This is a genomic window from Streptomyces zagrosensis (assembly GCF_014203645.1).
GTDB classification, from domain to species: Bacteria; Actinomycetota; Actinomycetes; order Streptomycetales; family Streptomycetaceae; genus Streptomyces; species Streptomyces zagrosensis.
The window spans coordinates 383,991-409,333 of the sequence record NZ_JACHJL010000002.1; the positions used below are offsets into that span (position 1 = coordinate 383,991).

21 protein-coding genes, 1 tRNA gene and 2 pseudogenes are annotated in these 25,343 nt (G+C 67.7%); 11 read left to right on the forward strand and 13 right to left on the reverse strand.

Annotated features, from left to right (window positions below; translation table 11 throughout):
- Positions 1–231 precede the first annotated feature (231 nt).
- Positions 232–1,112 (forward strand): annotated as a pseudogene (locus FHS42_RS05240) (IS5 family transposase).
- A 12-nt stretch (positions 1,113–1,124) separates the two neighbouring features.
- Here FHS42_RS05240 and FHS42_RS05245 read toward each other — a convergent pair.
- The 4 genes from FHS42_RS05245 to FHS42_RS05260 all read right to left on the reverse strand — a co-directional run bounded on the left by FHS42_RS05245 (position 1,125) and on the right by FHS42_RS05260 (position 5,890).
- Positions 1,125–1,631: a DinB family protein gene (locus FHS42_RS05245; protein WP_184569337.1), complete on the reverse strand. Its 507-nt coding sequence runs from the start codon at positions 1,629–1,631 to the stop codon at positions 1,125–1,127.
- Between the two features lie 143 nt (positions 1,632–1,774).
- Positions 1,775–2,119 (reverse strand): rhodanese-like domain-containing protein, encoded by a 345-nt coding sequence (locus FHS42_RS05250; protein WP_184569338.1) that lies wholly within the window; start codon positions 2,117–2,119, stop codon positions 1,775–1,777.
- Positions 2,120–3,191: 1,072 nt separating this feature from the next.
- Positions 3,192–4,034, reverse strand: a complete 843-nt coding sequence (locus tag FHS42_RS05255; RefSeq protein ID WP_312866731.1) for a hypothetical protein — start codon at positions 4,032–4,034, stop codon at positions 3,192–3,194.
- A gap of 44 nt (positions 4,035–4,078) precedes the next feature.
- Entirely contained in the window at positions 4,079–5,890 is a 1,812-nt protein-coding gene (locus FHS42_RS05260) for a DUF2252 domain-containing protein (protein ID WP_246494205.1), read from the reverse strand.
- 226 nt (positions 5,891–6,116) lie between these two features.
- Between FHS42_RS05260 and FHS42_RS05265 the strand changes: the two are divergent.
- Positions 6,117–6,553, forward strand: a pseudogene (locus tag FHS42_RS05265) (MarR family winged helix-turn-helix transcriptional regulator).
- An 87-nt stretch (positions 6,554–6,640) separates the two neighbouring features.
- On the opposite strand, the gene FHS42_RS05270 reads toward FHS42_RS05265, so the two are convergent.
- On the reverse strand, positions 6,641–7,003 hold the full coding sequence (locus FHS42_RS05270; protein WP_184569339.1) for a winged helix-turn-helix transcriptional regulator: 363 nt from the start codon (positions 7,001–7,003) through the stop codon (positions 6,641–6,643).
- A 166-nt stretch (positions 7,004–7,169) separates the two neighbouring features.
- Between FHS42_RS05270 and FHS42_RS05275 the strand changes: the two genes are divergently transcribed.
- The gene (locus tag FHS42_RS05275) at positions 7,170–7,820 is read left to right on the forward strand and encodes an FMN-dependent NADH-azoreductase (protein WP_184569340.1); all 651 of its coding nucleotides are present in this window, start codon (positions 7,170–7,172) and stop codon (positions 7,818–7,820) included.
- 520 nt (positions 7,821–8,340) lie between these two features.
- Here FHS42_RS05275 and FHS42_RS05280 read toward each other — a convergent pair.
- Positions 8,341–8,427: transfer RNA gene (locus tag FHS42_RS05280), tRNA-Leu, on the reverse strand.
- 397 nt (positions 8,428–8,824) lie between these two features.
- Between FHS42_RS05280 and FHS42_RS05285 the strand changes: the two genes are divergently transcribed.
- The 6 genes from FHS42_RS05285 to pknB all read left to right on the forward strand — a co-directional run bounded on the left by FHS42_RS05285 (position 8,825) and on the right by pknB (position 17,002).
- Positions 8,825–9,700, forward strand: coding sequence for an FHA domain-containing protein (locus FHS42_RS05285; protein ID WP_184569341.1), 876 nt, complete (start codon positions 8,825–8,827; stop codon positions 9,698–9,700).
- 10 nt (positions 9,701–9,710) lie between these two features.
- Complete coding sequence (locus FHS42_RS05290; RefSeq protein WP_184569342.1) at positions 9,711–10,235, forward strand: FHA domain-containing protein FhaB/FipA; 525 nt, start codon at positions 9,711–9,713, stop codon at positions 10,233–10,235.
- A 66-nt stretch (positions 10,236–10,301) separates the two neighbouring features.
- The gene (locus tag FHS42_RS05295; RefSeq protein ID WP_184569764.1) at positions 10,302–11,882 is read left to right on the forward strand and encodes a Stp1/IreP family PP2C-type Ser/Thr phosphatase; all 1,581 of its coding nucleotides are present in this window, start codon (positions 10,302–10,304) and stop codon (positions 11,880–11,882) included.
- A 21-nt stretch (positions 11,883–11,903) separates the two neighbouring features.
- Positions 11,904–13,319, forward strand: coding sequence for an FtsW/RodA/SpoVE family cell cycle protein (locus FHS42_RS05300; protein WP_184569343.1), 1,416 nt, complete (start codon positions 11,904–11,906; stop codon positions 13,317–13,319).
- Positions 13,316–14,782 carry a peptidoglycan D,D-transpeptidase FtsI family protein gene (locus FHS42_RS05305; RefSeq protein WP_184569344.1) on the forward strand — a complete coding sequence of 489 codons (1,467 nt, stop codon included), beginning with the start codon at positions 13,316–13,318 and terminating at the stop codon, positions 14,780–14,782. Before FHS42_RS05300 ends, FHS42_RS05305 begins: the two co-directional genes overlap by 4 nt.
- Positions 14,783–14,950: 168 nt before the next feature.
- Positions 14,951–17,002, forward strand: a complete 2,052-nt coding sequence (gene pknB, locus FHS42_RS05310; RefSeq protein ID WP_184569345.1) for a Stk1 family PASTA domain-containing Ser/Thr kinase — start codon at positions 14,951–14,953, stop codon at positions 17,000–17,002.
- Between the two features lie 292 nt (positions 17,003–17,294).
- Here pknB and FHS42_RS05315 read toward each other — a convergent pair whose 3' ends face one another.
- The 5 genes from FHS42_RS05315 to FHS42_RS05335 form a co-directional block, all read right to left on the reverse strand.
- Positions 17,295–18,032: a class E sortase gene (locus tag FHS42_RS05315; protein ID WP_184569346.1), complete on the reverse strand. Its 738-nt coding sequence runs from the start codon at positions 18,030–18,032 to the stop codon at positions 17,295–17,297.
- Between the two features lie 95 nt (positions 18,033–18,127).
- Positions 18,128–19,354 (reverse strand): class E sortase, encoded by a 1,227-nt coding sequence (locus FHS42_RS05320; RefSeq protein WP_246494322.1) that lies wholly within the window; start codon positions 19,352–19,354, stop codon positions 18,128–18,130.
- A gap of 161 nt (positions 19,355–19,515) precedes the next feature.
- A complete protein-coding gene (locus tag FHS42_RS05325) occupies positions 19,516–20,172 on the reverse strand; it encodes an aminodeoxychorismate/anthranilate synthase component II (protein ID WP_184569766.1) in 657 nt (218 codons plus the stop codon).
- A gap of 46 nt (positions 20,173–20,218) precedes the next feature.
- Entirely contained in the window at positions 20,219–20,377 is a 159-nt protein-coding gene (locus tag FHS42_RS05330; protein WP_184569347.1) for a hypothetical protein, read from the reverse strand.
- Positions 20,378–20,746: 369 nt separating this feature from the next.
- Positions 20,747–21,517 (reverse strand): DUF881 domain-containing protein, encoded by a 771-nt coding sequence (locus FHS42_RS05335; RefSeq protein WP_184569348.1) that lies wholly within the window; start codon positions 21,515–21,517, stop codon positions 20,747–20,749.
- Between the two features lie 144 nt (positions 21,518–21,661).
- Between FHS42_RS05335 and crgA the strand changes: the two genes are divergently transcribed.
- On the forward strand, positions 21,662–21,919 hold the full coding sequence (crgA, locus tag FHS42_RS05340) for a cell division protein CrgA (RefSeq protein WP_184569349.1): 258 nt from the start codon (positions 21,662–21,664) through the stop codon (positions 21,917–21,919).
- Between the two features lie 562 nt (positions 21,920–22,481).
- Here the strand turns inward: crgA and FHS42_RS05345 are convergent.
- Both FHS42_RS05345 and FHS42_RS05350 read right to left on the reverse strand, forming a co-directional pair.
- Entirely contained in the window at positions 22,482–23,378 is an 897-nt protein-coding gene (locus FHS42_RS05345) for a rhomboid family intramembrane serine protease (RefSeq protein WP_184569350.1), read from the reverse strand.
- Positions 23,379–23,781: 403 nt separating this feature from the next.
- Positions 23,782–24,315, reverse strand: coding sequence for a peptidylprolyl isomerase (locus tag FHS42_RS05350; protein ID WP_184569351.1), 534 nt, complete (start codon positions 24,313–24,315; stop codon positions 23,782–23,784).
- Positions 24,316–24,570: 255 nt separating this feature from the next.
- Between FHS42_RS05350 and FHS42_RS05355 the strand changes: the two genes are divergently transcribed.
- A complete protein-coding gene (locus FHS42_RS05355) occupies positions 24,571–25,293 on the forward strand; it encodes a DUF5324 family protein (protein WP_184569352.1) in 723 nt (240 codons plus the stop codon).
- The last annotated feature ends 50 nt before the right edge of the window (positions 25,294–25,343 follow it).

Here is a 25,343-nt window from a genome sequence, read left to right on the forward strand (position 1 = left end):
GGCTCGTTCCACAGAGCGGGTTTTCCCGCACTCCGCGGACTCCTGCTGCGCCGCCGGTTTCTCTCGCCCCGCGGACTCATCCGACCCAAAGCACACCCTGCGCGCAGGCGGTCGCGGCCCGGCGACGGCCAGGCGCCAAGGCCCGGCCGCCGTACCCGGCGCGGCACCACCTCGCTAGGGCCTGTCCGGTGGATCTTGTGACCGTCGCGGCTTCGGGTCGTTGGCATGAGCATGGCGCGGGGAGATTTAACGCATGCAGAGTGGGCCCGGCTGAAGCCGCATCTGCCGAAGTCCGGGCAGCGCGGCGGCCGCTGGGCTGGCCACCGCAGGGTCATCAACGGGATCCTGTATCGACTGCGCACGGGGGTGCCGTGGCGGGATTTAGCTGCGCGTTTCGGTTTTTAAAAGACGGTGTACGAACGGCACAGACGCTGGTCGGCGGACGGTACCTGGGACAGGATCTTCGCGGCCGTCCTGGCCGACGCCGACGCGGAAGGCCGGAACGACTGGTCGATGGTGAGCGTCGATTCGACCTCCTGCCGGGCCCATCAGCACGCCGCCGGGGCTCGTAGGAAACCGCCACGAGTGCCGGGAAAAGACGCACGCCCCGGCAGCACCGCCCCGACGAGGGGCTCGGACGCTCCCGGGGCGGTCTGACCTGCAAGATCCACCTCGCCGGTGAGGGTGGACGCCGCCCCCTGGCCCTGCTGATCACTCCGGGTCAGTGGGGCGACGCTCCGCAGCTCATCCCGGTCATGGAACGTATCCATGTCGCACGCCTCGGCGGCGGGCACCCGCGCACGCGGCCCGACCATCTCGGCGGCGATAAGGCGTATTCCTCCCGCCGCAACCGCCGCTACCTGCGACGACGCCAGATCAAGCACACCATTCCCGAACCGAAGAACCAGCGGGCCAACCGCCAACGAAGAGGCAGCAAGGGCGGCCGGCCCGCAGGCTTCGACAAGACGATCTACAAGCGCAGGAACGAAGTCGAGCGGACGATCAACGCGTTGAAGAACTTCCGGGCCGTGGCGACGAGGTTCGACAAGCGCGGCTACGTCTCCCACGGCACCGTCACCGTCGCCTCGATCCGACTCTGGCTCCGCCCGTGATCTCTGCCGGATCTAGTCGCCGGTCGTGCCGTCGAGCATCTCGCGCAGGATGTCCAGGTGGCCGTTGTGGCGGGCTGTCTCCTCGGTGAGGTGAAGGAGAATCCAACGCAGGTCAACATGGAGGCCGTCGCGGATGGCTCGCTGGGCCTGCTTGCCCAGGCCATTCCCGGCGACCAGTTCGCGGTACCGGGCGCTCTGTTCAGCGTATTCGTCGAGCAACTGCGTGAGCGGGAAGTCGACGGCGATACGCATCTCGCGGTCGGGGTCCTCCTCGGTCCAGGGGCCCCGGTCTTCCTCGCTGAGGAAGACCACCTGGAACCAGTAGTACTCGACCCAGCGGAGATGGTTGATCACTCCGCTCATGGTCATCAGCGGTGACCCCGGCAGGAGCGCCTTGCGGGCGTTCTCCGCCGAGACGTCATCGCACTTGGCGCGGGCGGTGTCACGTGCGTAGTCGAGAAACGTGGTGAGCTGGGTGCGCTCGTCCCACGCGGGCGGCGTGTCGTCGATTCTTGTCATCGCGCGAAGCGTCCCCGACCACCGCGCCCGATGTCGAGGCATTTAACGGCGGGCCCAACCTGCCCCTCCCAGTTCCTTGTCCGGTGGGTCGCCACAGCCAGTCAGCGCCGGTGGGCCCCCCGGCAAGATCCGCCGGACGGACCCTAGAGCACGGACGCGGGCTGGTCACCTTCACTCACCATCGGGCGACCCGCGGCGCGCCAGGCCAACATGCCGCCGTCCACGTTCACCGCATCCAGGCCCTGCGCGATCAGGTACTGAGCCACCCGCGCAGACCGTCCACCGACGCGGCATACGACGTGCACTCTGCGCCCATCGGTAACCGCATCGGTCAATTCGCCGAACCGATCGACGACCTCCCCCATCGGTAGATGGAGCGCGCCCTCGGCATGCCCTGCTGCCCACTCATCGTTCTCGCGGACATCCAGCAGGAACCCATCGGCCGGTACCGCCGCGGCCTCCACCTCCGGCATCTTGGCAAATGACATCAAAGCACCTCTTCTTTCACTCTTTTCGCGATCTCTCATCTGCTCTTCTCCCACCGAACCCGGCAGGCCCCCACCGCCCCGACCCACCAGTCCCAGTCCCAGTCCCAGTCCCAGTCCTTAAGGGCTATCCCCGTGGCTCCCACGCAGCCGTAACCACGATCACGGTCGTAACCACCATCACAGTGACACCCACAGCCACCGCCACGTGGACGGTCACTGCCGCACCCACCATCGCAGCCACATCCACCAACGCTTCTGCATCCACGGTCATTGTCGTATCCACAGTCGCTGCCGCATCCACCATCACTGCCATGTGCCACCGCCGCTGCTGCCACCGCCGCTGCTGCCACCGCCGCCGCTGTCACTGCCACCGCCGCCGCCGCCGCGATCGTGGTAGCCATAGCCACGATCGCGGCCGTACCCACAACCGCAGCGGGCGTACCCGCGGCCACAACCTCAACCATCCGAGGGCGGGGCGCTCATGAGATGGAGAGGGAATCGCAGCGCACAGGGTGCCCAACACACGTTCCTTGGGGCCCCCACCCCCACCCCCCCGCCCTCCCCTCCCCGGTCGAGCACGACCAGGCTTCAGCTCCGGTCGGCTCGCGGACTTCCAGACCCCTGGAACCCACGGGCAAACCCGTGGAACCCAGGAGCCAGGCCCTGTAAGACCACGCCCCGTACGGCGAGACCTCGTACGGCCAAGCCCCGCGGGGGCAGAGCCCGTAAGCCAAGCCCAGAAGCCCAAGCCAGGCCCGTGGTGCCAAGACCTCGTGGAGCCAAGCCCAGGAACCCGAAGCCAGGCCCATGAAGCCCCGGAACCTCACAGCGCCGGAGCCTCGCAGCCTCCCAGCCAGAAACCCGACCACAAGCCCTGGAGCCCAGGACCGTTAACCCCGAGCGCCGAGCCCCGCGCCCCGCGGGCAGCCAACCCCCCGTGAGCTCGCGACGAAATCGCTGCTGCCTCACGGCTTAAAGGCGCTGCCAGTCTCGGGCTGGCCAGCTCACGTCGCCGGTTTCAGCCACTCTGCTCATGCCGCCAGTCTCGACCGGCCGACTCACGCCGTGAGGGTCAGTTGCGCAGTTCCGCCAAGCGGGCCTCGCGCTCGGCGACCTGGGCGAGCAGCTGCTCGGCGATCTCTTCGAGTAGCCCGTCCGGATCGTTTTGGGCCATCTTGATCATGGCGCCGATCGCACTGGACTCCAGTTCCGCGGCTGTAGTCGCCAGCATTTCCTTGCGCTGGGCCAGCCACTCAAGCCGCGCGTACAGTTCCTCGCTGCGGCTTGGCCACTGCGGCTCAAGCCGCGGGCCCGCCTCCCACTCCTCAGCGAGTTCATGCAGCGCCTTGGCGTCGCCGTCCGCGTAGGCAGCGTTGACCCGGACGATGAATGCCTCCCGGCGTTCCCTTTCGGCCTCCTCGCGGGCCAGGTCGGGGTGGGCCTTGCGGACCAGTTCGCGGAAGATTCGGCGGGCTTCCTCACTGGGCCGGACCCGTGCCGGCGGCTGGACCGAGCGTTCCGTCAGCATCGACTGGGCCTCGGGCGAGAGCCCATCCGAGTCCATCCAGCCCTGGAACAACTCCTCGACCTGCGGCATGGGCAGCACCAGAGCACGTGCCTCTTGGGCTCGGCGCAGGTCCTCCGCGTCACCCGACCGAGTCGCCACCGCCTCGGCGATCAGCGCGTCCAACTCATCCAGCCGCGCATACATGGGGCCGAGCCGCTGATGATGCAGTCGGGAGAAGTTCTCGACCTCGACCCGAAAGGTCTCCAGGGCGATCTCGAACTCGATCAAAGCTTGCTCGGCGGCCCGCACCGCCCGTTCCAGCCGTTCTTCGGGCCGTGGCGCGGCTCCCGGCGCGGACTGCGGTGCCTGCTGCGCTTCCTGGTTCGTCTGCGCTTCGGAGTTCGTCACCCAGCCAGCCTACGGGCCGCCTCACCTGCCCCGCCGAGTACGGCTCAGACCCCCAGCTCGGCGGCTATGTGCCCACTGCGCACCGCCGCGACCAGCCTCGCGTGGTCGGCCTCGGTACGATCCGCGTACGCCATCGCGAACTCCGCCATCGCCTCGTCCAACTCCTCTCCCTTACCGCAGTACCCGCCGATGAGACGAGGGTCGGCGCTGTGCGAGTGGGCCCGTGCCAGGAGCGCGCCCGTCATTCGTCCGTAGTCATCTATCTGGTCGGCAGCCAATGCCGTTGGGTCCACGCTGCCTTTTCGGTTGCGGAACTGCCGCACCTGGAACGGCCGCCCAGCGACGGTGGTCCAACCCAGCAACTGGTCGCTGACCACCTGCATCCGCTTCTGTCCGGTGACCACACGACTGCCCTCGTGCGCTGCGTCCTGCCCCACCAGAGCCACGGCTCCAGCTGTCGGCCAGCCACTGACGCCCGGTAGCGGCAGGCCGCTCCAGCGTGGGTCGAGAGAGACCTTGGTCACATGCGGGAGTAGGGCGGATTCCCTTGCTTCCTTCACTTGAAGCACCAGCGGCTCACCTCGGTGATCGAGCAGCAGCACCACATACGAGCGAGTCCCCACGCTGCCGGTGCCCACCACGCGGAAGGCCACATCGTGCACCGCGTACCGGGCCAGGAGTGGCAGCCGGTCCTCCGGCAGCGTGCGCAGATAGTCGCCGAGCCCCAGCGTCACCGCCGCCGCCTCCTCGTCCGACACCCGGCGCAGGACCGGCAACGCGTCCACGAACCGCCGCCCACCATCGGGCAACGCTTCCGTCGCCCGTGCCGCGAAGCGCGCGCTGGTGTTGCGCCGGGCCTTCTCCGACACTCGTTCCAGCGTGCCGAGCAGGTCTTTGGCGTCTGCATGCGAGACCAGTTCCTCGTCGGCTATCGCGCCCCACGCCTCCGCGGTCGGCAGCTTGGCCAACAGCCGCATGGTGCGCCGGTAGGCACCCGCCGCGTCCTTGGCCGCTGTGCGGCACACCTCCTCGTCCGCGCCGGTCTCCCGGCCCGCCAGCACCAGCGAGGTCGTCAATCGCTTGAGGTCCCACTCCCAGGGGCCGTACAGGGTCTCATCGAAGTCGTTGAGGTCGATGACCAGGCGCCCCCTCGCATCCCCGTACAGGCCGAAGTTCGCGGCGTGCGCATCCCCACATATCTGCGTCCCGATCCCGGTCACGGGCCCACACGCCAGGTCGTACGCCATCAACCCGGCCGCGCCGCGCAGAAATGCGAACGGGGTCGCCGCCATTCGGCCAACCCGTATCGGAGTCAGTTCCGGCAGGCGCCCAGCGCTGGATTCCCGTACGGCGGTGACCGCGTCGGGGCGGTGAGCATCCGGTGCGAAATGGCCGTGCACAGAGCGCGGCAACACCTCCCGCAGGGCCTTTCCCGCTCGCTTGCCGAACCCTCGCCCGTCTCGACGTGCGAAGCCCGGCACATGCGGCACCCGCTCCGTTTCGGGGGAACCAGCCACCACCGGCGCAAGGCCCACCAGCCCGCGCGGGCTCGCCGGGCGGGTCCGCGCCGCACCCGCAGAGCCACTACCTGCCGCCGCTGAACCGAGCGGCCTCGCGTCTGCTTTTTCCGACACCGCTTCCACCACCTTCGGGCTTCCCGCTTCGGCAACTGAGGACTCGACGCTCACCGACTCCACGCTCGCCGACCCCGCACCCACCACCTCCGGACCGTTCGGCCCCGCCCCCACCAGCGCCATAGCCGACCCGACAGCCGACGGCACCGCCGAATCGCCGCCGGCCACCTCCGCGCTAGCCACCTTCGCGCCGGCCACCCCACATCTGTTCTCAGCAGCCATGCCCTGACCTCCCCATCCCCGTTCGCACCAGGACCAACCAGTGCGTGTTCACGACGGTACAGAGCAAGCCCAGTGTCGGGGGTTGCCTGTGGATAACTCTGTGGCGTTGTCATACGCACGTCATTGTGTCTGGTCTTCTTCGGTGCCAGCGCCCCTACCTGACCAGGGAAAATGAGGGGAGAGCAGGGCCGACCGAGACTCTTCCGTGGAGATCATCCGCCGTGAGATGACCCCCTTCGTCCGGCGAGCGCGCGCCGTGGCGGCGCGTCTGCATCGGGAAAACTCTCGTTGGTTTCCTTCACCTTGCTTGCGCACTTGGAAGACTCAGACGGCTGCCGCGCCACCGATCTCGCGGCCCATTACCTCTTGCACACGTCCACCGTCAGCCGCCAGATCTCCGCGCTGGAGCAACTCGGCTATGTCGAGCGGCGGACCGACCCCGGCGACCACCGGGTGCGGGTATTGCACCTCACCGCGTCCGGCACCGAGGCGCTGCGCGGCGTCACAGCCAACCGCCGTGCACTCATGCACCGGCGCCTCACCACCTGGGACGCGGCCGACCTCGATCGATTCGCGGCCTATCTGCGCCGCTACAACGCGACGGGGGGACAACCTCAACCCCACCGACCACACCCCATGACGTCGCGCGCCACCACTTCATGACGTCCCACCGCCACCCCGCCCACGCCGCACCCCATTCCGCCATCACCCGTACACCGCTTCCGCTCGGCGTCCAAAGGGCCGCCCCGGCTAGCTGCGGAAGCGGTCCGGACACTCGCCGCCGTCCGGCAGATACGTCTCCGCCCACGCACCGAGCGCCTTCAGCGCGGGTTCCAGCGCATCGCCGCCCTTGGTCAACCGGTAGAACACCCGCAACGGCGGACCGGCGTCCACCTCGCGTGAGACCAGCCCCACCGCCGCCAACTCCGTGAGCCGGTCGGACAACATTCGCTCGCTAATGCCCGGGACCGCTCTCCGCAGCTCGGCAAAGTACCCGCCGCCGCCCATCAGCGTGGCCACGATCAGCCCAGTCCAGCGCTTGCCGAACAGTTCGAAGACGCGCGCCACGCCCGCGTCGGCCCTCTTGCAGCTCTGTGCGGTGTGGTCCGTCATGACTCCAGGATACTGCTCAGCCTCTTCGTAGCTATAGAAAAGTAAGCTACTATGTTATCAATAGGGACGTACGGAAGCGCAGCACACGTCTGGCCCGTACGACACCCCCGATGTCACCTTTGCCATTTTCACGCCTTGAGTAGTACGAATACCGGAAGGCACCGTTATGCCCACCTTGCTGCACCTTGACTCGTCCGTCTATCCGCACGAGGGTTCTGCCTCCCGCGGTGTGACTGCCTCCTTCCGCAAGACGTGGGAAGAGCAGCACCCGGCGGGCACCGTCATCTACCGTGACCTGGCCGCCGACCCGCTGCCGCACATCGATGGCGTCTCCGCAACCGCTGGTTTCTCCGACCCCGCCGAGCACAGCCCCGAGCAGCAGAAGGCCTTCGCGCTGCGCGTCGAGCTCGCCGAGGAGTTGGAGCGTGCGGACGCGATAGTCATCGGCGCCCCGATGTACAACTTCACGATCTCCTCCACGCTCAAGTCGTGGCTGGACCAGGTGATCATCATGGGCCGGACAGCGGGCGAAACGCCCTCGGCGGCGGGTACTCCGGTAACCGTGGTGGCCAGCCGTGGCGGCTCCTACGCGCCGGGTACTCCGCGCGAAACCTTCGAGTTTGTCCAGAACTATCTGGAGGCGGTCCTGAACGGCATGCTCGGCCTCAACGTCGATTTCATCGTCCCCGAGCTGACCCTCGCCCGGGTCACGCCGTCGATGGCCAACCTGATCGACCTGTCCGACGCCTCACGCGCCAAGGCATACGAGGACGCCACCACCAAGGCCAAGGCCCTGGCCGCTCGCTTCGCGGGCTGAACCAGCGCACGCGAGGGGTTGTGCTAGCCGAGGCACCGCGCACACGGCCCCAGCCGAACCCGCCACCGCCTCAGCGCCACACAACCCCGCCCCGCCATCCGCACTGCACCACAGCACCAGCACCAGCACCACAAGGAATCCCCATTTTGGATCTCTCCAGAACGGGGGTTCTTCTCTCTGTGGCGAACCGCCGACATGCGCTGGCCAGGGCCCCAGGACTGCCGCATCCACGAGCTAAGACACACCTACGCGACAAACGCCCCGGACGCCGTGGAGAACACGGCCGAGGTTTCAGCCAACGTTCGACACCACTCACCTGTGGCTAATCGATGGCCCGGTACGGCCACGGTCGTGAGGCCAAGGCCCGGAAGTTGGCTACAGCCCACGCCACGCCGATCACCTCGGCCTGGGGTACTGGCTCTTACACGACCCCACGATCACGTGGCGTTGGTTGGCCATGTGGTGGGCCACGACATGGCCCAGAAAAGCAGAAAACCCCTGATCAACAGGGGTTTTCAACTGGTGCGCGAGGGGGGAGTTGAACCCCCACGCCCTTTCGGGCACTGGAACCTGAATCCAGCGCGTCTGCCTATTCCGCCACCCGCGCATGGGTGTCACCGTAAGACTTCTTCACCTTATGCGGTGTGATCGTACCGATCAAAATCGACCGGGGAGATCCGTCCGTTTTGGGTGGGAGCGCCTTCCGACTTCGAGAAGATTAGCACGCTGGATGAGGTGCCCTCGCATCCGTTATCGGCGTCCCACCGGCTCAGGGACCGCCCCAGTTGCGGGACACTGGCACAGGGCACATCTACGATCCCCGTGAAGCGCATGAAGCCCAGTGAAGCCCGTGAAGCCCGTGAAGGGGGACACTCCGCTGTGAGAGGTGACACTCCTCGCATCGGGCCAGGAAGTGGAACCAGCCGATTTCCCGACGCGTGGATACGATCAGTAAGCAGTATCAAGACGACTCGGCCGAGGAAGACTGAGGAAGGAGGTGCCCCGTGGGAGTGCTGAAGCGCTTCGAGCAACGTCTCGAAGGTCTCGTAAACGGCACCTTCGCCAAGGTGTTCAAGTCTGAGGTGCAGCCGGTTGAGATCGCGGGGGCGCTCCAGCGGGAGTGCGATAACAACGCCACCATCTGGAACCGTGACCGCACCGTCGTCCCCAATGACTTCATCGTCGAACTGAGCCCGCCCGACTTCGAGCGGCTGAGCCCGTACTCGGGACAACTTGGCGACGAGCTGTCCGGCATGGTCCGCGAGTACGCCAAGCAGCAGCGCTATACCTTCATGGGCACCATCAAGGTCCATCTGGAGAAGGCCGACGACCTCGACACCGGTCTGTACCGCGTGCGCAGCCGTACGCTCGCCTCCAGCGAGAGCCAGAGCCCGCAGCCGGGACCGGCGCAGGGGCCGCCGCCAGGCGCCCAGCAGGGCCCTCCGCCCGGGCAGGGGCCCGGGTTGCGCGCGGTGCCGCCGCGTGGCGGCCCCGGGCCTGCACAGGGCGCTCCGCCGCCCATGCCCAACGCTCCACCGCCTGGCGCGCGCCCAGGGCCCCGTCCGGGCCAACCCAGCGCGGGGCCGCAGCCCGGCACGCAGACGCGGCGGTGGATCGAGATCAACGGCACCCGCCATCAAATCTCCCGGCCCACTTTGGTGATGGGCCGCAGCACCGACGCTGACGTGCGGATCGATGATCCGGGCGTCTCGCGTCGGCACTGCGAGATCCGGGTCGGAACGCCTCCGACGATCCAGGATCTGGGATCGACCAACGGCATCGTGGTAGACGGACAACACACCACGCGCGCTACGCTCCGCGACGGCTCCCGCGTCGTCGTGGGCAGCACCACCATCGTTTATCGGCAAGCCGAAGGGTGAAGCGGGGGCAATGTCAGAGCTGACCCTCACGGTCATGCGGTTGGGTTTCCTCGCCGTACTGTGGCTGTTCGTCATCGTGGCCGTACAGGTCATTCGCAGCGATTTGTTCGGCACGCGGGTGACCCAGCGCGGGTCACGCCGTGGCGGCAGCGACCGGACGCCGCAGCGGCAACAGGCGGCGGCACCACAACAGCGGCAACAACAGCCCAGCGGCCGGGGGGCCGGCCGGCAACGGCGTGGCGCCCCCACCAAGCTGGTGGTGTCCGAGGGCACCCTTACCGGCACCACCGTCGCCCTCCAGGGGCAGACGATCTCCCTCGGTCGAGCACACGACTCGACGATTGTTCTGGACGACGACTACGCGTCCAGCAGGCATGCCAGGATCTATCCAGACCGTGACGGGCAGTGGATCGTCGAAGATCTCGGGTCCACGAACGGTACGTATCTCGAACGGACCCGGCTCACCACACCGACGCCAATTCCGCTCGGTGCGCCGATCCGCATCGGCAAAACCGTCATCGAGCTGCGGAAGTAGTAGAAACATGACGACCGGAGGGTGGGCACCGTGCGGATGTACCCGGAGCCGACGGGCGAGGTGCGCATGAGTCTGTCGCTGCGTTTCGCCGCCGGATCGCACAAGGGCATGATCCGGGAGGGCAACGAGGACTCCGGCTATGCCGGCCCCAGGCTGTTGGCCATTGCCGATGGCATGGGCGGCCAGGCCGCCGGTGAGGTCGCCAGCTCGGAAGTGATCTCCACTCTCGTCCAGCTCGACGACGACGTGCCCGGCTCCGACATCCTCACCGCGCTGGGCAACGCCGTACAGCGCGCCAACGACCAACTCCGCGTCATGGTCGAGGAGGACCCGCAGCTCGAAGGCATGGGCACCACGCTCACGGCCCTGCTGTGGACCGGTCAGCGGCTCGGCCTCGTCCACGTCGGGGACTCCCGCGCGTATCTGCTGCGTGACGGTGCCCTCACCCAGATCACCCAGGACCACACCTGGGTGCAGCGTCTGGTGGACGAGGGCCGGATCACCGAGGAAGAGGCCACCACGCACCCGCAGCGCTCGCTGCTGATGCGGGCGCTGGGCAGCGGTGACCATGTCGAGCCGGACCTTTCGGTCCGTGAGGTGCGGGCCGGGGATCGCTATCTCATCTGCTCGGACGGGCTGTCCAGCGTGGTCAGCCACCAAACCCTCGAAGACACCCTGGCCAGTTACCAGGGCCCGCACGAGACCGTGCAGGAGCTGATCCAGCTCGCATTGCGCGGCGGCGGCCCCGACAACATCACGTGCATCGTCGCCGACGTCCTGGACGTGGACGGCAACGACGCCATGGCCGCGCAGCTCAACGACACCCCGGTCATCGTCGGAGCCGTCGCCGAAAACCAGATCCAGCTCAGCGACGGCGGCGCCGCGACGACCCCCGCGGCGCGCGCCGCCGAACTCGGCAGAGCCAAGCCCGTACCGCCGCAGTCAGCCGGCGAGGATGCGGGCGGCTTCGGCCCGCCCGGCAGTGGCGACGCGTCGATCGGCCGTCCCAACGATGGCGCCTTCGGCAGCTACCCGGACGCCGACGAGCCGTCCGCCAAGGGCGGACGGAACAAGTGGGCCAAGCGCTCGGTGTACATCGCGCTCGCGCTGGCCGTGGTTGGTGGCGGCCTGTACGGCGGCTACCGCTGGACGCAAAACCAGTATTACGTCGGCGCCAACGGCGATCACGTAGCGATCTACCAGGGCATCAGCCAGGACCTGGCGTGGATCAGCCTCAACAAGGTCCACGAGGACTACCGCGACACCGAACTCAAGTACCTGCCCATAGACCAGCGCTCCCGGGTCGAGGACACCATCGCGGTGAGCGACCTCGGTCAGGCGCGGAACAAGGCCAAGAAGCTGGAGTTGCTTGCCAGCACCTGCGAGAAGCTCGACCAGCAAAGGCGCGCCCAAGAAGAGCGCAAGCGTGCTGAGGAGAGCCAGCAGGACCTCAACAAGGACAAGAACAAGGACGAAAACAAGGACAAGGGCCAGACCGGCAACGGCATCAGCGTCCCGACCGGCGTAATGAGCGAGAACGGGCCCCGCACCGACAAGACCACACCGTCTCCCACCCCGAAGCCAAGCCCCTCGCTGTCGCAGGCGGAGCTCGCATTGGCCGACGAGTGCGGCGGCACCCAGCAGTGAAGCGGTAGGGGGCCGCCAGCAATGAGCAGCAGTACCACTAGTACCACCACGATCAGCACGGCGGGACCGCCGAGCAGACGCAACACCGAACTGGCGATGCTCGCCTTCGCGGTACTCATCCCGGTCTTCGCGTACGCCAATGTGGGCCTTGCTCTCAGCGACGAGATGCCATCGGGCATGCTCAGCTACGGACTCGGCCTTGGCCTGCTCGCGGGTGTCGGACATATCGTGGTGCGCAAGTTCGCCCCGTACGCCGACCCGCTGCTGTTGCCGCTGGCTACCTTGCTCAACGGGCTTGGTCTGGTACTGATTTGGCGGCTCGACCAGTCGGAACGGCTGGCCCGTGCCGCCGAGGCCCAGGGTTTTGTCTACGGGGCGTCCGCACCCAACCAGCTCATGTACTCGGCGATGGGCGTGGCGTTCTTCGTCGGCGTGCTCATGCTGCTCAAGGACCACCGCATCCTTCAGCGCTACACCTACATCTCGATGGCCGGCGCGCTGATCCTGCTGGTGATGCCGGTCTTCTTCCCGGCCAAGTTCGGCGCCAGGATCTGGGTCACCGTCGGCTCCTTCTCGATCCAACCGGCGGAGTTCGCCAAGATCGTGATCGCGGTCTTCTTCGCCGGCTACCTCATGGTCAAACGCGACGCCCTGGCGCTGGCCAGCCGCCGCTTCATGGGCCTTTACCTACCGCGCGGCCGTGACCTGGGGCCGATCCTCGTCGTATGGGCGATGAGCATCCTGATCCTGGTCTTCGAGACCGACCTGGGTACCTCGCTGCTGTTCTTCGGCATGTTCGTCGTCATGCTGTACGTGGCCACCGAGCGCACGAGTTGGATCGTGTTCGGCCTGTTGATGTCGGCCGTGGGCGCTGTCGGCGTGGCCACCTTCGAACCACACGTGCAGCAGCGTGTGGACGCCTGGCTCGACCCGTTCGCTGTCTTCGAGACCGGCCAGGGAACCGAGCAGATCGCCCAGGCGCTGATGGCCTTCGGCTCCGGCGGCGTGATGGGCACCGGCCTCGGCCAGGGCAACTCCGACCTCATCGGCTTCGCCGCCAACTCCGACTTCATCCTCGCCACCGTGGGCGAGGAACTGGGCCTGGCCGGCACGATGGCCATCTTGCTGCTGTACGGGCTGATCGTGGAGCGCGGCGTGCGCACCGCGCTGGCCGCCCGCGACCCGTTCGGCAAACTGCTGGCCATCGGCCTCTCCGCCGCCTTCGGCATTCAGGTCTTCGTCGTCGCGGGTGGCGTCATGGGCCTGATCCCGCTGACCGGTATGACGATGCCGTTCCTCGCCTACGGTGGCTCCTCCGTGCTCGCCAACTGGGCGCTGATCGCCATCCTGATCAAGATCAGTGACACCGCACGCCGCCCGGCCCCGGCCCCCGCGCCCTCCCCCGACGCCGAGATGACCCAGGTGGTCCGACCGTGAACAAGCCACTGCGCCGCATCGCGATCTTTTGCGGACTGCTCGTTCTCGCCCTGCTGATACGGGACAACTGGATTCAGTTCGTCCAAGCCGACGAGCTCGCCGACCACAAACACAACCGCCGCGTCGAGATCGAGCGCTACAGCCAGCCGCGCGGAAACATCATCGTGGACGGCAAGGCCATCACCGGCTCCAAGGAGACGGACGGCACCGACTTCAAGTACAAGCGCACGTACACCAACGGCGAGATGTGGGCCCCGGTCACCGGCTACGCCTCGCAGGTCTACGGCGCCACGCAGTTGGAGAACCTGCACGACGGCATCCTCACCGGTGACGACGACCGGCTGTTCTTCAACCGCACCCTCGACATGATCACGGGCAAGAGCAAGAAGGGTGGCGACGTCATCACCACCCTCAACGCCAAGGCCCAGGAGGCCGCCTTCCGCGGCCTCGGCGACAAAAAGGGCGCCGTCGCCGCGCTCGACCCGCGCACCGGCAAGGTCCTCGCCCTCGCCTCCACGCCGAGCTACGACCCGACGAACATCGCGGGCGGCTCCAAGAAGGACGCGGCGGAGTGGAAGCGCCTCGACGAGAAGAACAACAAGAACGTGCCGATGCTCAACCGGGCGCTGCGCCAGACCTACCCGCCCGGCTCTACGTTCAAGGTCGTCACCGCCGCCGCGGCTCTGGAGGACGGCCTCTACGACAGCATCGACAAGCCCACTGACTCGCCGCTGCCATGGAAGCTGCCGCAGACCACCGGCCAGCCGCTTCCCAACGAGGGCAACATCCCGTGCAAGAACGCCACCCTCAAGGTCGCCCTTCAGGTCTCCTGCAACACCGTCTTCGGCAAGATCAGCGATGACCTCGGCAACGAGAAGATGAAGAAGCAAGCCGAGAAGTTCGGCTTCAACGACGAGGTCTACATCCCGGTGCGCGCCGACGCCAGCGTCTACCCCGACGACAACCGGCCGCAGAACGCGATGGCCGGCATCGGCCAGGCGAGCAACCGCGCGACGCCGCTCCAGATGGCCATGGTCACCGCCGCCATCGCCAACGACGGCAAGATGATGAAGCCCTACATGGTGGACAAGCTGCGGGCACCGAACCTCAACGTGGTCGAACAGACCAGCCCCGACAAGGCCGGTAGCCCGATCTCGTCGGACACCGCGCACAAGCTCCAGGAAATGATGGAGAACGTCGTCGAGAAGGGCACGGGAACCAGCGCCCAGATTCCCGGCGTCACCGTTGGTGGCAAGACTGGCACCGCCCAGCACGGGGTGGCGAACAGTGAGAACCCGTATGCCTGGTTCATCTCCTACGCCAAGGGCGATGACGGCTCTCCGGTCGCGGTGGCGGTCGTGGTCGAGGACTCCGAGGCGGAACGCGATGACATCTCCGGCGGTGGCCTAGCGGCCCCGATCGCCAAGGACGTCATGAAGGCAGTGCTCGACAGCGACAAGTGACCCGGACCACCTTGTGAATCCGAATCCCGCACGGCGCGATACCGGTCGGATATCAGGTCACGGTGGCGGCCAGGACCCGCGAGACTCGCCGGGTACGGTATGCCGAGCAGCACACCGCCGGGCCCCACACCGGTGCGGTCGGGAATGACGGAGAGGGCTGGAGAAGCTATGGAAGAGCCGCGTCGCCTCGGCGGCCGGTACGAGCTGGGCTCGGTGCTCGGCCGCGGTGGCATGGCGGAGGTTTACCTCGCCCATGACACGCGCCTGGGCCGCACCGTCGCTGTGAAGACGCTACGGGTCGATCTCGCCCGCGACCCGTCGTTCCAGGCCCGGTTCCGCCGTGAGGCCCAGTCGGCCGCCTCGCTCAACCACCCAGCGATCGTCGCGGTCTACGACACCGGCGAGGACTACGTCGATGGCGTCTCGATCCCGTACATCGTGATGGAGTACGTGGACGGCTCCACCCTTCGTGAACTGCTGCACTCCGGGCGAAAGTTGCTGCCCGAGCGGTCCATGGAGATGACCGTCGGCATCCTCCAGGCGCTGGAGTACTCACACCGCAACCAGATCGTCCACCGCGACATCAAGCCGGCCAACGTCATGCTGACGCGCACCGGACAGGTCAAGGTGATGGACTTCGGCATCGCGCGCGCGATGGGCGAGTCCGGCATGACCATGACGCAGACATCGGCCGTCATCGGCACCGCCCAGTACCTCTCGCCCGAGCAGGCCAAGGGCGAGCAGGTGGACGCGCGCAGCGACCTCTACTCGACCGGCTGCCTGCTGTACGAGCTGCTCACGGTCCGGCCGCCCTTCATCGGCGACTCTCCGGTGGCTGTCGCCTACCAGCACGTACGGGAAGAGCCGCAGCCGCCGAGCGCGTATGACCCGGAGCTCACCCCCGAGATGGACGCGATCGTCCTGCGGGCGCTGGTGAAGGACCCGGCCTACCGCTATCAGTCCGCCGACGAGATGCGTGCCGACATCGAGGCGGCCCTCGACGGGCAGCCGGTGGCGGCCACGGCAGCGCTCGGCGCGGTCGGCTATGGCGATGAGCAGCCCACCACCATGCTCCGGCCGCAGGACGCGGCGGCGCAGACTTCCATGCTGCCGCCCACGCGCGATGACGACGGCGGTTTCGGCTACAACGATCGGCCCGACCGCCGCCGCGGCGAGAAGAAGAACCACACCTCCACGATTCTGCTGGTGCTCGCGGCCATCTTGGTCCTGGTCGGCGCCATCTTCATCGGCAAGTCCCTGCTCGGCAACGACAAAACCGACGACATGGTCGATGTGCCGAACCTCGTCGGCAAGACGATCGAAGACGCCGAGAAGGAAGCCGAAAACGGTGACTTCACGATCAAGGAGACGGGCTCGAAGTTCTGCAAGGAGCCCAAGGGGACGGTGTGCCAGCAGACCCCTGCGTTCAGCCCGGACGTCGAGGTCAAGCGGAACGGCGTCGTCGAGGTGGTGATGTCGAAGGGCCTTGCGGTCGAGAAGGTCGAGGTTCCCGACGTCACCGAGAAGCAGGTGGACAACGCCAAGAAACTCCTGGATGCCAAGGAGTTCACGGTCATCACCGAGGAGACCGAGTCCGACCAGGAGCCGGGCAAGGTGCTCAGTCAAAACCCGGACGGCGGCACCAAGGTCCGCAAGGGCTCCGAGGTCACGCTGACGGTGGCCAAGAAGAAGGCACAGATCACCGTCCTTGACGTGATGGGCAAGTCCACCGCCGAGGCCAAGCAGCTCCTGGAGGGCCAGGGTTTGCAGGTCGAGACGCAAGAGCAGGAGAGCGAGGACAAGCCGCCGGGCACGGTCATCGGCCAGACCCCCACCGGCGGCACCCCGGTCGTTCCCGGCTCGAAGATCACCCTGACCATCGCGAAGGCGCCTGAAGGCGGCGACGAGGGCGGCGACGACGGAGACGAGAGCGACGCCCCGGTCCGTGTCCCCGTGCTCACCCAGCAAAAGCTGAGTGACGCTCGCGCTTCCCTTGAGGGCCTGGGCCTGCGGGTCGGCAGCATCACCGGCCCGCAAGACGACAACGCGACGGTCATGTTCAGCGACCCCGGCGCGGGCAGCGAGGTACCGACGGACACCGCCGTGAACCTCACCACCATCGGCGGAGGCGGCACTCCGGGCGGCGGTAATGGCAACGGAAACGGTAATGGCAATGGGGGCAACGGCATCGGAGGCAATGAGGGCGGCTGGTTCGGCTGACGCCCGCCCCGGGGCGTAACGGCGCCTGAGGGCACGGCGGGGCCTGCTAGGGCCCCCGCCAAGACCGATCCCGTGCCCGGCAGGCGCTGTCGGGGCCGGTGACCGGGTCCGCCGGGGGCTCGTGGCTCCGCGAGTAGACGAAGAGAAACGCCTCCGCTGTACACACTGGCCAGTGTGTACAGCGGAGGCGTTTTCCGTGGTCCCTCAGGCGGGCTGCCGTGCGATCGTCATCGGACACGCCGCGGCCGTGCGGCCGATCGGGCCGTTCTTCGCGGCCGGCGCCGGCCGTGTGCTAGCGCAGTTCCTTCGGCTTGGAGCGGTCCGCGTCCACCTTCTGCGTACGCTCCAACTCCGCCCACACGATGTAGCGGTGGCGGGAGGTGTAGACGGGGGTGCAGGTCGACAGGGTGATGTAGCGGCCCGGGCGCTTCTTGCCGGACTCCTTCGGGATCGGGTCGAGGACGTCCACGTTGTACTTGGAGGTCTCCGGGAGCTTCGCGTAAACGCGGTAGACGTACCAAACGTCGCGGGTCTCGAAGACCACTGCGTCGCCCTCGTCCAGCTTGTTGATGTTGTGGAACTTCGCGCCGTGCCCGTCGCGGTGCGCGGCCAGCGTGAAATTGCCCTTTTTGTCCCACGGCATGGCCGACTTCACGGGCTTGGTGTAGTAGCCGGCGACGCCGTTGTTGAGGGTCTTGGCCGCGGTGCCCTTCTTGACCAGTATGTCGCCCTCGTTCAGGTCGGGTACGTGCAGAAAGCCGATGCCGTCCTCGGTGTCGAGCTGGCCCGGGCTGCTGGCCCAGTTGTCGCGCACCTTGTCGCCCTGCTTCTTCGCCTCTCGATCGGCTATGACGTTCGTCCACCACAGCGAGTAGACGACAAACAGCGCGAGGAGCACCCCTACCGTGATCAGCAGCTCGCCGAAGACGCCGACGGCGGTCGCGACCCGGCCTCGGGCACGGCGCCCCCGCGGCGGTGCGGCGGCCGGCGCACCCGCCTCGCTCCGCTCGTCCTCGTCGGTCCGTACCACCGCGTCGTACCTCGTTCCCTGTGGTTCTCAGGCGCCGGGCGCCCTCGCGCCCCGCCGGAACTCCCGCCGCATCGAGGTGGACGCGCCGGTGACGCTCAGTTCACCAGCGCGTCCGGTTTGCCCTCGGTACGCGGTCGCTCCTCAACCATCTTGCCCCACACGATCATTCGATACTTACTGGTGAATTCCGGGGTGCAGGTCGTCATCGTGAGATAGCGGCCCGGCTCGGTGAAGCCAGAGCCCGGCGGTACGGGGCGGATGACGCCGACGTTCGATGGCGAGGTCTGCGGCAAAATAGCCGCCATCTCGTACGTGTAGTAGGCGTCCTGCGTCTCCACGACGATCGGGTCACCGGGCGAAAGCCGATTGATGTACCGGAACGGCTCCCCGTGGGTGTTGCGGTGCCCCGCGACCGCGAAGTTGCCCCGCTCGGCGGACGGCATCGCAGTCTTCAGCTTCCCGGTCCCGTAGTGGCCGACCAAGCCCCGGTCGAGCACCTTGTGCTTGTTGATGCCTTCGGCCACCGGAACCACCACGTCCAGCTTGGGGATGTACATGACGGCGAAGCCCTCGCCGGGCTCGAACTCCCCGGGCGCCCGCTCGTCGTTCTGCGCCCACTGCTTGTGCAGTTTGTCCTTCTCGCGCTGCGCCTGCTGGTGCGCAAGGATGTTCGTCCACCACAGCTGATACGTCACAAACAGCAGCATCAGCACTCCGATGGTGATGAACAGCTCACCGATCCCCCGGCTGAGCATCGCCCCCACGCTGGGCTTACGGGCCCGCTCGGCCCGCCGCGCCGCCAGCCGGCTCATGGGGGCCGCAGTGTGGTCCGCGCCCTGGCCCGCGCTGTGCTGCGCACTCTGGTTCGCGAGCTGATGCGCGCCTTGGTCCGCGCCGGCGTGTGCCCCGCGGCCGGTTGTCAGGGGGGCGCTGCCGGCCGCTGACGCGCCGCTGCCGGCCCGGCCGGGCCCTCGGCCTCCGCCACGGCCAGGTAAGCGTCTGCCGGCGCGCCTGGCGGTCTGGCGGGCCGCCTTGCGTCGCGCTGCCCGACCACCGGCGGGCTCAGTTCCCTGCCCGTCCTGCTCGCTCTGCTCGCTTTGTTCTCTCGGCGGGCCCGGTTGTTCTCTCGGCGGGCCAGGCGCGTTCGACTCCTGCGGCGGGCTTGGCTCCCCTGGCGGCGTTGGCCGTACGGGTACGGGAAGGGTTGGCTGCACCGGCGAACTCGGCCGTACCGGACTACCTGGCTGCACCGGATTACCTGGCTGCACCGGCTTAGCTGGCTGCGCTGATTCGGCTGGCTGTTCCGCCTGGCGTAGCGCCATCGTCTCCGCGTCGGCCAGCGGCGGCATCGGTCCGGGCCCTGGGGTGCCGCGGCGCTCCAGGCTGATGATGCGCAACCCCACCGTCTCGTCGTTCGGTGGCTCACTCGCGGCGGGTTGTTGGGCGCCGGATGCGGCGCCCTCGCGCTCGGGGCGCAGTGCGGTCACGCCCCGGCCTTGCCCACCACCGGCGCCAGTCCCACCGCCCGCTCCACCGCACCAGGGTCGCCGCAGCGGGTCAGCCAGTTCGCCAGCATCAGATGCCCCCACTCGGTGAGCACCGACTCCGGATGGAACTGCACTCCCTCGACGGGCAGTTCGCGGTGGCGCAGCCCCATCGCGATCCGCCCCGCCGGATCGTCGGGGCGCCCCGCATAGGCGGTGATCTCCAACTCGTCGGGGAAGGTGTCGTGCTCGACGGAGAGCGAGTGGTAGCGGGTCGCGGTGAACGGAGACGGCAGCCCGTCGAAGACGCCCGTGCCGTCGTGAGTGACCTGCGAGGTCTTGCCGTGCAGCAGTTCGGGGGCGCGCCCAACGACACCGCCGTACGCGACGGCCATGGACTGCATCCCCAGGCATACGCCGAACACCGGCACGCCAACACGCGCGCAGTGCCGCACCATGTCCACGCAGATGCCCGCCTGCTCCGGAGTACCGGGTCCGGGGGAGAGCAGCACCCCGTCGAAGCCGTCCTCGGCATGCGCCAACTCGACCTCATCGTTACGTAGCACCTCGCACTCGGCGCCGAGTTGGTAGAGGTACTGAACGAGGTTGAAGACAAAGCTGTCGTAGTTGTCCACGACGAGAATGCGCGCGGTCATCGGATGCCTGCCGTCCTTGCCGTATCGGTCCCTGTCGTCACCGCGGTCACTCATCGACCGTCACATCGTTGAACGGCAGCAGCGGCTCCGCCCACGGAAAGATGTACTGGAAGAGCAGGTATACGACGCCGAGCACGAGCAGCAGCGAGGCCAGTGCCCGCAGCCACGCGTTGCCCGGCAGATGCCGCCAGATCCAGCCGTACATGCTGTCCCTACTTGCCGATGAGCCGATGGAAAGAGTCGTTTGCGCAACCAGAGTAAGGGGCCAGCTGGCAGGGCCGTGGGCCAGCCGGATAAGAGGCCCGAGGACTGCGGTGACTGCGGTGATCACGTGTCCATCGCCCGCGAGGCCGGCACGGCGAGGAGCGGGCTGGGCACGAGCGCCGGGTGGGCCGGAAGCCGCAGCCAAACGGAACGCCCGCAGGGGCAGGGGTCCGGAAGGCGGAGGGGACCCGGATGAGCCGCGGCACGGGGAGCCAGGTGGCGCCCGCGGGGGCCGAGGCCGGCCAGCCAGGAGGAACCGGAGGCCGAGGGCCGAGAGCGGTCGTTGGTCCGGCTAGTCCGGCTAGTCCGGCTAGTCCACTGGCTTCGCGTAGTGCAGGTCCGCCGTGCCGGAGTACCCGGGTAGCGTCACCGAATCGTGCTCATCGACCTTCCAGCCAAGGCCGTAGGCCTTCACGTACTCCTGGTAGTTCTGAATCGCCGGGTCGTCGTCGAGTGCATCACGCAGGCTGGAGACGTCGCCCACGGCGGTCACCTTGTACGGCGGGGAGTAGACGCGGCCCTGAAGGATCAGGGTGTTGCCGACGCAGCGCACGGCACTGGTGGAGATGAGCCGCTGGTCCATCACCCTGATGCCATCGGCGCCGCCCTGCCACAGCGCGTTGACCACCGCCTGGAGGTCCTGCTGATGGATGACGAGGTCGTTGGGTTGCGGATCGGGCACGCCTGACACCTTGGGCGTGGCATTCGGCGGGGCATCGGTGAGGGTGACGGTGACCGCGCTGCCGCGCAGCTTCTGGGTGCCAGCCGACTTTTCCAATGCGCCTAGCCTCTTGTCATCGGCCGCGCTACGGTCGTCGTCCCGGTGGAGCAGAGCATCCACGTCGGAGCGCATCGCCGCGGTCTTCTCGTCCAGCGCGGCGTTCTTGTCGCTACGGTCCTGGATGAGGTCGGAGAGCCGCAGCATCGACTCGTCACTGCGGATGTTGGTGCCTTGGGCGGTGTTGAAGCTGATCCAAAAGATGAGTCCGGCGAGCGCGAAGATGCTTGCTGTCAACAGCCGAATCGGGCGAAAAGTGAAGCGACGACGGGCCGGGGCGGAGGAGTCGGCTGAATTACTCAACGTACCCTTATCTCTCTCGGCGCCGCGGAAGCACTACGCTAACGGACGCCCGGGAATATGGCAGTGCTCCTCGCTCGGTCCCCCCGGCGCCCTGCCCCATCGGTTTCCGCGCGGTCACGCAGCGCATCGACAGGAGAGTTCCTCGTGCCGAAGTCACGTATCCGCAAGAAGGACGACTTCACGCCGCAGTCGGCGAAGCAGGCCACGACCATAAGGCTGACCAGCGGACGGAGCTGGGTCGCGCCGCTGATGCTGGCGATGTTCCTGATCGGCCTGGCGTGGATCGTGCTGTTCTACGTGACGACGGGCGATATGCCCATCGATTCGATCGGCAACTGGAACATCGTCGTCGGCTTCGGCTTCATCGCGGCAGGATTCGTCGTCTCCACCCAGTGGAAGTAGCCGCGCGACACCGTGCGCGCGGCAGCATGACACGGTGACGGACGCCGTGGCCGCCGCGTCAGCAGGCTGCGCCTGGCGGCTCCCACCTGCGGACCTCGGCAAGCTCTGACCTGAGTTATCCACAGAGCGATCCACAGTGGGGAAAACTTACGACGATCTGTGGATAACCTCCGCCAGGTTGACGCCAGTGTGACTGGAGCGGGTGCCCGCCCCCTTCGGCGATAGGGCGTCTGCCTGCGGAAATGCAACTGCGCACGGACTCGGACAGGTGTTCCCACAGGGAGCGCCGCTTGCTGTGGACAACCACGATGGAACCGCCGTCAACACGGCTCTTCTGCGCCGCACGGACCGCGGTGTGGGCGTACACCCAGCGTAGATATGGGCGTACCTCCGGGGTCGCAGCGAGCGTACGTCTCGGGTCCGGCACAGGCTTGTGGCGGCCCGGGATTGGCACACGCCCGGATCGGCTTACGGCTGGCGGGCCGCATACGCGCTGGGGTGCGCCAGCTCGGTACGAGCCGGACCGCGCCCCAGCGCTCGGGCGCGCCCCGGCGTACGCGGCTCAGCCGGTGAGCTGGGCGGTGCGCAGCAGTACGGTCCCCACGATCACCAGGAACACCGCGACGCAGGTCCCGACCTGCACGAGATCGCGGCGCTCGCGCGGTGCGTGCACTATCCCGTAGGCCACCGCCGTGCCGATGATCAGGCCGCCGATGTGCGCCTGCCAGGCGATATCGCTCCAGGCGAAGGTGAAGACGAGGTTCAGCGCGAGCAGCACGACAACGGGCCGCATGTCGTAGTTGAGCCGCCGCATCAACACGGCCGTCGCCCCGAGCAGGCCGAAGATGGCGCCCGACGCGCCGAGCGACGCCTGGGAGGCGTCCGCGAGCAGATAGCTCAGGGCGCTGCCGCCAAGCCCCGACAGGAGGTAGAGCGCGAGGAAGCGGACCCGACCGAGCGCGGCCTCAAGGGGAGCGCCGAGCCACCAGAGCGACAGCATGTTGAAGGCGATATGGAACGGTTCCTCGTGGAGGAACATCGCGGACACCAGGCGGTACCACTCGCCCTCCGCGACTCCCTGGTCCGGTCTCAGGCCAGAGTCCGCCGGCGGCCACTGACCCACCAGGGCCCAGTCATTGATCATCTGCTCGTTCGAGAGCACCGTGATCCACACCAGCACATTGATCGCCAGCAAGATCTTGGTGATCAGCCGGGGATCGGCCGCGAGTGAACCGCCCCGCAATGCCCGCAGTTGTCCACCGCCCGGCATGCGCCGCGCGCTACCGCCCGTCGCGCCGCCGCCACCCGTCGTATGGGTACCGCCCGAGCACTCCGGGCAGTGGAAGCCGACCGATGCATTGACCATGCACTCGGGGCAGATGGGCCGGTCGCAGCGGGTGCAGCTGATGCCCGTCTCTCGCTCCGGGTGCCGGTAGCAGCAGACCGCCTGGTCCTCCATGGTCTCCCCTTACCTCTCCCCCTGGCCCGTGCGTGCGCCGGGCAATGTACGGCCACCGCCCCGCCCACTGTGTACGGATGGGCAGGGCGGGATGGTTCCTCGTATGCCGGGCCGGAACCGATCCGTGATCGGCGACCGCCCCGACGGCCAACCCCAGGCAGCCAACCCTCGACCGGCAGCCGGCCCGCTACCTGCCGAAGCCGGGCTAGAACCGGCTGAACTGCCCGAACTCGCTGGAATCAGATAAAGCCAGATAAAGCCGAATAAAATAAGCTAAAACCAAACCATGCCAGGCCAGCGCCGGCCAAGCCAAAACCAGCTGAGCCGGGGTGGAATTCCGTAGCCGCCGCACGCGTCCGCCCCGGCGCGAGCCGGGGCGGAGGGTGCGGACGAGCCCACTGGATCAGCCCTCGCGGGTCTCGATCACCACGGACTCGATGACCACGTCGTTGACGGGGCGGTCGGTGCGCGAGTTGGTCGGTGTGGCGGCGATGGCGTCCACGACCTTTTGGCTGGCCGCGTCGGTGACCTCGCCGAAGATGGTGTGCTTGCCGGTGAGCCACGTCGTCGGCGAGACGGTGAAGAAGAACTGCGAGCCGTTGGTGCCCGGGCCCGCGTTCGCCATGGCCAGCAGGTACGGCTTGTTGAACCCAAGGTCCGGGTGGAACTCGTCGCCGAACTTGTAGCCGGGGCCGCCGGTGCCATTGCCCAGCGGGTCACCGCCTTGGATCATGAAGCCGCTGATCACCCGGTGAAAGACCGTTCCGTCGTACAGCTTCTTCTTCGACGTCTGACCGGTCGTCGGGTCCTTCCACTCGCGAGTACCCTCCGCGAGCTCAACAAAGTTCTTGACCGTCTTGGGTGCGTGGTTCGGCAGCAACCGGACCTCGATGTCCCCGTTGTTGGTCTTTAGGGTGGCGTAGAGCTGCTCAGCCACGATCTACCTTCCATAGTGTTCACTGACGTCTCCCGATCCTCGCACGGACGCCGACGAGACGAGTAGCCGCCGGAATCGGCGCGCGGCGCCCCATTCCGTGGCATTGTCGGCAGAAGGCCCGTTTGACCCGGATGCCTAGCCACGAGTGCCTGGCGATCAGCGAACAGGCATGATCTGGAAATGGGCGGAAAGGCGACAGTACGCGTCGAGGGGGAGCCCCTGCCCCCGGATACGCCACCGAGGAGGAGGAATCCCGTGACCCGCAAGGACAGCGTACGAGACGCGATCGGCCCGGCCAAGGAGAGCGTCCGGCACGCGGCGGAGGTGGTGGGGCCACACGCCAGCCAGGCCAAGGACACCGCCGTTCAGTACGCGCATGAGGCCCGGGCCAAGCTTGGGCCGAAGGTGTCATCCGCAGCACATCAGGCCCGCACGACGGCCAGCGGCCAGTACCACGCGCATCTCGCCCCGCGGCTCGACCACGCGCGCGGCGCACTTCCGCCCAAGGTCGATCAGGCCGCTCACCAGGCGGCGGTGCGCACGCGCAAGGTCGCGCGACAGGCCGCGGACTACACGGCCCCCCGCGTGGAGAGCGCGGTCGCCAGCGCCCGCGCCGCCGCCGAGCCGGTGCGCGGCGAAGCCGCTGCGCGCGGCGGTGCGGCGCTGGCCGCGCTGCGCGGCCAGATCACCGCGGCCGATGTGCAACGCGTACAGAAGAAGCAGCGGCGCCGGGCCAGGCGGGGAAAGTTCACGAAGCGGTTCGTCGTGCTCGGCCTGCTGGCCGGCGGGGGATACGCCGCCTGGAAGTGGTGGGACAAGCAGGCCAACCCGGATTGGCTGGTCGAGCCGCCCGCCGCGACCGAGGTCGGCGACCGCGCAACCCTGACGGCCGTGGAAACCGGCGAACCGAGCTCGCTCGACGCCGAGGTCCGGGCCAAGCAGGCCGATGCGGACGCGGGGAAGGGCGACAAGTCGTAAGGCGTCGTCGCTGCCGCCGTCACCAAGGCTGCCGAGCACAGCGGTTCCCT

Excerpts from the sequence above, each read along its gene's own strand:
- FHS42_RS05295 (WP_184569764.1), top strand. The coding sequence starts at position 10,302 with ATGAGTCTGTCGCTGCGTTTCGCCGCCGGATCGCACAAGGGCATGATC.
- FHS42_RS05330 (WP_184569347.1), bottom strand. The coding sequence starts at position 20,377 with ATGTACGGCTGGATCTGGCGGCATCTGCCGGGCAACGCGTGGCTGCGG.
- FHS42_RS05270 (WP_184569339.1), bottom strand. The coding sequence starts at position 7,003 with ATGACGGACCACACCGCACAGAGCTGCAAGAGGGCCGACGCGGGCGTG.
- FHS42_RS05245 (WP_184569337.1), bottom strand. The coding sequence starts at position 1,631 with ATGACAAGAATCGACGACACGCCGCCCGCGTGGGACGAGCGCACCCAG.
- FHS42_RS05325 (WP_184569766.1), bottom strand. The coding sequence starts at position 20,172 with ATGACCGCGCGCATTCTCGTCGTGGACAACTACGACAGCTTTGTCTTC.
- FHS42_RS05320 (WP_246494322.1), bottom strand. The coding sequence starts at position 19,354 with ATGGCGCTACGCCAGGCGGAACAGCCAGCCGAATCAGCGCAGCCAGCT.
- FHS42_RS05290 (WP_184569342.1), top strand. The coding sequence starts at position 9,711 with ATGTCAGAGCTGACCCTCACGGTCATGCGGTTGGGTTTCCTCGCCGTA.
- pknB (WP_184569345.1), top strand. The coding sequence starts at position 14,951 with ATGGAAGAGCCGCGTCGCCTCGGCGGCCGGTACGAGCTGGGCTCGGTG.
- FHS42_RS05300 (WP_184569343.1), top strand. The coding sequence starts at position 11,904 with ATGAGCAGCAGTACCACTAGTACCACCACGATCAGCACGGCGGGACCG.
- FHS42_RS05275 (WP_184569340.1), top strand. The coding sequence starts at position 7,170 with ATGCCCACCTTGCTGCACCTTGACTCGTCCGTCTATCCGCACGAGGGT.
- FHS42_RS05250 (WP_184569338.1), bottom strand. The coding sequence starts at position 2,119 with ATGTCATTTGCCAAGATGCCGGAGGTGGAGGCCGCGGCGGTACCGGCC.
- FHS42_RS05260 (WP_246494205.1), bottom strand. The coding sequence starts at position 5,890 with ATGGCTGCTGAGAACAGATGTGGGGTGGCCGGCGCGAAGGTGGCTAGC.
- FHS42_RS05345 (WP_184569350.1), bottom strand. The coding sequence starts at position 23,378 with ATGGAGGACCAGGCGGTCTGCTGCTACCGGCACCCGGAGCGAGAGACG.